This is a genomic window from Fulvivirga aurantia, assembly GCF_009711475.1.
Taxonomy (GTDB): Bacteria; Bacteroidota; Bacteroidia; order Cytophagales; family Cyclobacteriaceae; genus Fulvivirga; species Fulvivirga aurantia.
Map to the genome: position 1 here is coordinate 1 of NZ_SMMD01000713.1, position 6108 is coordinate 6108.

A 6108-nucleotide genomic window follows, 5' to 3' on the forward strand; every position below is an offset into this window, starting at 1 on the left:
GTGGCGGAGTCACTCTCTTTAAGTTTTTTTAATAAGTGATACCATTGACCTGTTTCATAGATGGTTAGCTCCAAAAGCTCTTGTTTATGTCCGTTTAGTAAAGCTAGATCTTCCTCAGATAACTGTAAATTCAGAGGCTGCTTACTCTGTGTGATGTCACTATTTGCTTGTGCTTTTACCTCACTCATGGCTAGATCGAAATGAAATGTACTGCCTTTTCCAGCTTGTGATTTCACACCAATAGTACCACCGTGAGCCGAGACAGCCAACTTACAGAAAGGTAATCCAAGACCGGTCGACTTGGCCTTACCTGAGGCTTTTACCTTGTCCTGGGTATATTTTTCAAAAATCTTTTGCTGTAATTCAGGAGCAACACCTGCCCCAAAATCTTTTACCTCAATCAGAATACGATCATCAGTTTTAGTTGCTGATACTTCTACCGGCTTACCTGTAGGAGAAAATTTTATGGCATTTGAGAGTAAATTGACTAAAACCCTTTTAATGAGTTCAGCATCGATATGCACTCCATAAGAGGAATCGATTTTAGATTTTAAGAATACGCCTTTTTCTTCAGCTAAATCTGCTACTTCAGACATGGCGTTAGTCACCACGAGCTGCAAGGATTCATCCGTCAGATTAAGCTTCATTTTATCGCTTTCAAACTTTTGTACATCGAGCATATCCTCGATCATTCTAAGCATTGAGCGCCCTGACTTATTGATTTTATGCATGTTTTCATCCTCAACCTTCCCTTCAGATCTCCCCAGAATGGTCACTAACGGGTTCTTTAGATCGTGTGCGATCATTTGTACTAATGACTCTTTAAAACCTTCTAGTTTTTTCAGTTTATCGTAAGACTGCTCCAGGTCTTTATTTTTTTGAGCAATTGTCTGCGTGCGATGCTCTACCTTCTTTTCTAAAATCAACTGTTGCCTCTTATATTGCTTTATTTTGCTGTAGTAATACAGAAAGGCAATAATCAACAATAAGACTACAACCCCTACTCTAAAATACCAGGTCATATACCATGGCGGTGGTATGTAAAAAGTAGTTGTAGAATAGCTCTCGCTCCACAAACCACTTCCATTTGTAGATTTTACCTGTAATTGATAATCACCGGGTGGCAATGAGGCAAATGTTGCCATTCTCTGCTTTTCAACATACTGCCAACTGTCATTTAGGCCCTTTAGCTTATAAGCGTAAGAAATTTTACTGGTTTTATTGGGGTTGATTGCAGCAAACTCAAACATGACCCGACTGTTATACGGTATGTCATTATCCTCACCATCAAGTATGTAATCCTTCCCATCCACTTGTAGATTTACAATCTCAACCCTGGGAAACGTCTTATCGACTTTTACATCCTTTGGGTCGAAATAAGTAACTCCCTTTTTGCCTCCGAAGTAAAATAAGCCCAGATCATCCTGCGCATATGCTTCCAGGTTATAGTCATCACTGGTAAGCCCATCTGCCGTGGTGTAGTTGGCAAATGACATATCTTGGGTGTTCATGTAAGACAATCCATTGTTTGTGCTTATCCAATAACCATGTTCATCAGCCAACATACCCATAGTGGAGTTATTTGCTAAGCCATCTTTAGTAGTATACGCAGTAAATCTCTCCTGTTTTGGATACAACTTGTTCACGCCACCTCCCAATGTGGTGAGCCACCAGAAGGTGCTGTCCTTATCGGGAAAAATATGTAGTACTTTAAAGTTGTTGAGACTAAATTTCTTGCCTTTCTCTGGTACAAATCGCTTAAAACTATTTGTAGAATAATCAAATCGGTTTATACCACCTCCGTAGGTACATACCCATAAATTGCCATCATCGTCAGTATAAAAAGATGTGATATGATCATCACTTAAGGAGTTCTTATCATTTTCATTGTGTTGTATTGATCGAAAATCATCGGTCTCCGGCTGATAGATATTGATTCCACCACCATAAGTACCTATCCAAAGCGTGCCGAACTGATCTTCATGAATGGCGGTAACGATATTGAAATTTAAGCTATTGGCTTCTCCATCGGGCAGATATCTCTCAAACTGACCGGTCTCTCTATTAAATTTATTGAGACCACCACCCCAGGTGCCTACCCACATATTGCCTTTAGAATCTTCGCGTATTATCCTCACCCAATCATGGCTAATTGATTTCTCATCGTTAGGGTTGTGTTTGTAGGTGAGAAATGATTTATCTGCGGGATTGTATCGATTAAGACCACCGCCAAAAGTACCAAACCACAAATACCCAGACCGATCACGATACATGCTATATACGTTGTTATTTGAAAGCCCGTCTTCACGGCCAGGTCTGTGTTTAATGGTATGAAAAGGTGTTTCAATTACTTTGTTAAAACCATTCATATACAAACCCAGCCAAACCACTCCATTTGCTCCAGGGTGTATATCGCTTACGTCATTATCATAGAGAGACTGCGCGTCTCCTGCAATGTGCTCGTAAAAGTAAAACTGACTGGTTTTAGGGTCATAGATGGAAAGGCCTTCTGTTGCACTCCCAATCCACATTCTCCCAAGCGTATCTCTTTCTATTGTCTTGATCTTTTCACCTCCTACATAAGAGCTGTACAAGTCAGAGGCTAAATCAAATGACTGATTTTGTGCATTAAAAATAATTAAGCCATGGCTATCGCTTCCTATCCATAAGTCATCGTTGGTATTTAATGCCATAGACCAAATGGTTGAGACGCTTACTCCTCCCAGTTTACTATATTGAACTGCCTGCTCATCCTGAGGGCTTAGTTTGTACAATCCTAAATTTTCAGTAGCCACCCACAAAGTCTGCTGTGTATTTTCTATGATCTGGGTCACTTTTATATTGGAAGGAAAGCCTGTGTGAGGCTCAAACTTTTGAGTGCTTTTATCGAAATAAAATAATCCTTTGCCTTCAGTTCCAACTAAGAAATCACCCGCCCTGGTCTCGTATATGGCTTTGATAGCCAACGTGCTTGATTCTACCGGAAAAATAAAGTGGTTGGTAAAATCATCGGTGGCTTGGTTATATTTTGAAAGACTACTTTTAGTGCCAAACCAAAGGTCATTTTTGTGGTCTTCAAAAATCGTCCAGACAGAGTTATCAGGGATTGAAGTACTATCGTTAAAATCTGCCTCATATGACTTGAAGGTGTACCCATCAAATGCGTTGATACCGCCAAAATTGGCAATCCATAAAATATCTCGACTATCCTGATAAATGGCATTTACACTACTTTGATTTAAGCCATCTGCCTTACCATAATGGGTAAACTTCAATGCAGGCTCTTGCCCATAGCCCTGTAGATAAAGACCACAAAGCAAAAACATCAAAAGCCTAAAAAATTTCATATACGATGCCGGGTGTTTGTTTTTCTATGCTTTAAGTAAAATAAAAATAAGCTTATAACCGTAGTATCTTCCAATTATTAGCTGTTCAATTTATCAAACTGATTATATTTACAGCCTTTTATTATCACATACTATGGGAAGAGCATTTGAATTTAGAAAAGCGCGTAAAATGAAACGCTGGGGCCAAATGGCCAAGACCTTTACCCGATTAGGTAAAGACATCACTATGGCAGTAAAAGATGGTGGGCCAGACCCGGATTCTAACTCGAGATTACGTGCCCTCATTCAGAATGCCAAAGCCGCTAATATGCCCAAAGACAATGTAGAAAGGGCAATTAAAAAAGCTACAGATAAAGACCAGGGAGATTATAAAGAAACCTTGTTTGAAGGTTATGCACCTCATGGCATCGCTATTTTAGTAGAAACAGCCACAGACAACAATAACCGCACAGTGGCTAATGTGAGAAGCTATTTCAATAAATGTAATGGAAGTTTGGGCACCTCAGGGTCTGTAGAGTTTATGTTTGACCATACCTGCAACTTCAAAATAGCAAAACACGATATCGATATAGAGGAGTTGGAGCTGGAGTTGATTGATTATGGTGCAGAAGAAGTGTTTGAAGATGAGGACGGCATCATGATTTATGGACCGTTTGAAAGCTATGGTGCGTTACAAAAAACGCTGGAAGAGAGAGAATTTGAAATTATTTCTTCTGGGTTTGAGCGCATACCAAATGTTACAAAATCACTCTCAGAAGAAGAAACTGAAGAAGTTGACAAACTGCTAGAGAAATTAGAAGAAGATGATGACGTACAAAACGTCTATCATAACATGGTATAATATTTAGACACCCGGGCTAAGCGTACCTTTCATCTAAGGCAAAGTTTTCCGGGTGTTTTCCTTTTCTGCCTTTATAAAAATCCATTACAATTTTCATATCTGCCTTTATATCGCCTGTTGGCATAAAACACATACCCACTCCGGTTTCTCGTTTTTCATAATCCATATAGGCCAGGCAAATAGGCACTTTAGCTTCTAAAGCAGCATAATAAAACCCTGTTTTCCACTTGGTAGTCCTCGCTCGAGTTCCTTCTACCGTCACCACCATGCAAAGTGGCTTTTGGGCATTTTTAAATAAGTTGACCATTACATCTGTCATGCTCAGGCGTTTGTCTTTTGATGGAGACCGATCAATCCACAAAGCACCCAGAGGGTCAATTAATGCACCTAGAGGGAATTTTTTGAGCTCTTTTTTAATCGTAAATCTAGGCTTAAGCTTAAGCTGAGCCAAGGCGGTAATGCTATACACAAAATCCCAATTGCTGGTATGAGGTGCAGCCACCATAATGCAATTAAAAGCCTCCGGAGGTGGAGGAGTATTTAATTTCCATTTTTTAAGCTTGAAAAGCAGATAGAATAATTTTTTTAGCATGGCTGCACAGTGAGATTACCAATATACTATTAAATGGACTTTGTTATTTATTACTAAAATTCAGCGCTCTTAAAGCTGCTCGATTTCATGTCTATAATCTGCCTGAATATCTTCATGAAGTGTTCCGAGCGCTTTTTCTATGCGTGCGATTATCCTATCATACATGTTACTGAGTACGTTGCTTCGGTGAATGGCAACTTTCGAGTCTTTTATGGCCATACCGAAATGTAGCAACACCTCAACCTCGGTTTGCTTGTTGCCCGAGTACCTGATGTATTTATTTAAATTACGCTGGATTTTACGCAAGCTCTTTTTTGCATAATAGATATGATTATGATTGATTTCGTCCATCATATCATCAATCTCATACTTCACAGCTTCGATGTAGGCCTGTTCATCCTGTGCGTCAAATAGCAGGTAAGTCAACAATTCTTTGTTGTCTTTCTTAAACCTACCGAGCCTCAAGCATATCTGTATTACCTCTTCCGGATCACGAGACTTAAGTTCTTTTCTTATTTCGGGAAGAGATGCAGGTTTCATGCATTAAATACAATCTGAGGGAGCAATTGTTAGATGTATTTTTCTACATCGCCAAAACTCATGGCTTGCTGCTCACAAATAATCTTCAACCATGACGCTACATAATCTAGTAGCTCCTCCTGCTCTTTAGATCTGATGTATTCTGTGAAATATTTTACATGGGCAAGTACCCACATAGACTTAGCCATGTCATAAGTAATGGCATATTTTGCAGAGCCTTCAAGGTTTATGTTTAGACAAAGCCCAACTCTTGATAATTCTTTATATACTTCCTGCCAGGTAGCAAGCTCCACTTCTCTGCTGCTATATTCCATGCCGTCCAGAAAGGTTTTAAGCTCATCAAGCTTAAGGTTTTCACTTTTTTTGTTGAGAAAATTCTCAATTTTATCACACGCCTGGGTGCACTCAACCTTCTCTTCGTCAGATGATAATGTAATTGGGTAATTGATCATGCGCCAAAGCTAAATAAAAGAAACTAATTAGCGTAGAAAGTTATCGATGAAACGACCGAGGGGTTTGTTTCCTTTTAAACAAGATCGAAGGCAAGCGCATAATCATACAACTGCCTGAAACTATGAATCTCGAGTTTTTTGTTGATGTTCTTGCGATGTTGCTCTACCGTAGATCGGCTTATATAAAGCTCCTGAGCAATTTGAGGGTTATTATAATCGTTGGCCAATAAACTTACAATCTCGTACTCACGCCTGGTGAGAGACTCAAACTGAGTTACATGGCTCAATTTAAATTGCTCTTCTCTTCTAATACGGTTGAGCTTATGCCCAAAAGAT

At 39.4% G+C, this 6108-nt stretch carries 6 protein-coding genes; 1 reads left to right on the top strand and 5 read right to left on the bottom strand.

Features of this window, described 5'->3' with window-relative positions; all coding sequences use genetic code 11:
- A partial coding sequence (locus E1176_RS07970) for a ligand-binding sensor domain-containing protein (protein WP_155210084.1) occupies positions 1-3347 on the bottom strand: 3347 nt, incomplete at its 3' end.
- Between the two features lie 133 nt (positions 3348-3480).
- On the opposite strand from E1176_RS07970, the gene E1176_RS07975 reads away from it, so the two are divergent.
- The gene (locus tag E1176_RS07975) at positions 3481-4188 is read left to right on the top strand and encodes a YebC/PmpR family DNA-binding transcriptional regulator (RefSeq protein ID WP_155210085.1); all 708 of its coding nucleotides are present in this window, start codon (positions 3481-3483) and stop codon (positions 4186-4188) included.
- A gap of 16 nt (positions 4189-4204) precedes the next feature.
- On the opposite strand, the gene E1176_RS07980 is transcribed toward E1176_RS07975, so the two are convergent.
- The 4 genes from E1176_RS07980 to E1176_RS07995 all read right to left on the bottom strand — a co-directional run.
- A complete protein-coding gene (locus E1176_RS07980; protein ID WP_155210086.1) occupies positions 4205-4780 on the bottom strand; it encodes a 1-acyl-sn-glycerol-3-phosphate acyltransferase in 576 nt (191 codons plus the stop codon).
- 69 nt (positions 4781-4849) lie between these two features.
- Positions 4850-5320: a hypothetical protein gene (locus E1176_RS07985; RefSeq protein WP_155210087.1), complete on the bottom strand. Its 471-nt coding sequence runs from the start codon at positions 5318-5320 to the stop codon at positions 4850-4852.
- A 29-nt stretch (positions 5321-5349) separates the two neighbouring features.
- A complete protein-coding gene (locus E1176_RS07990) occupies positions 5350-5772 on the bottom strand; it encodes a hypothetical protein (RefSeq protein ID WP_155210088.1) in 423 nt (140 codons plus the stop codon).
- 74 nt (positions 5773-5846) lie between these two features.
- The coding region (locus E1176_RS07995) for a response regulator transcription factor (protein ID WP_185152698.1) at positions 5847-6108 on the bottom strand (262 nt) is incomplete at its 5' end.

Excerpts from the sequence above, each read along its gene's own strand:
- E1176_RS07975 (WP_155210085.1), top strand. The coding sequence starts at position 3,481 with ATGGGAAGAGCATTTGAATTTAGAAAAGCGCGTAAAATGAAACGCTGG.
- E1176_RS07980 (WP_155210086.1), bottom strand. The coding sequence starts at position 4,780 with ATGCTAAAAAAATTATTCTATCTGCTTTTCAAGCTTAAAAAATGGAAA.
- E1176_RS07985 (WP_155210087.1), bottom strand. The coding sequence starts at position 5,320 with ATGAAACCTGCATCTCTTCCCGAAATAAGAAAAGAACTTAAGTCTCGT.
- E1176_RS07990 (WP_155210088.1), bottom strand. The coding sequence starts at position 5,772 with ATGATCAATTACCCAATTACATTATCATCTGACGAAGAGAAGGTTGAG.